General features: G+C 40.3%; 1 protein-coding gene. It reads right to left on the bottom strand.

Annotated features, from left to right (window positions below; all coding sequences use genetic code 11):
* Positions 1 to 14: 14 nt before the first annotated feature.
* Positions 15 to 236: hypothetical protein (locus AOA62_RS32350; RefSeq protein WP_218244244.1), on the bottom strand; the 222-nt coding region annotated here is incomplete at its 5' end.

Below are 236 nucleotides of genomic sequence, written 5' to 3'. Positions count from 1 at the left end.
CAGTACTACTAGCTTCAATGTTCTTCCTCCTCAAATATGTTTTTTTTACATATCCCCAAATACCACAAAAAAGCCATCTCCACGGAAGGAAATGGCTTGAACATACAAATGTTTTGAAAGATTACGAAATAGACGAAAAGCATTGAATGATCCGCTAATCGCTTCATCGTCGCACAAATGTCACCACCTATTTCCACGTAGGTATCTGGTGTGTACTGGAATTGGCAGGTCTCCTG

Source organism: Pseudomonas sp. 2995-3 (genome assembly GCF_002742565.1).
Taxonomy (GTDB): domain Bacteria; phylum Pseudomonadota; class Gammaproteobacteria; order Pseudomonadales; family Pseudomonadaceae; genus Aquipseudomonas; species Aquipseudomonas edaphica.
This window is presented reverse-complemented; position numbering and strand designations above follow the sequence as displayed.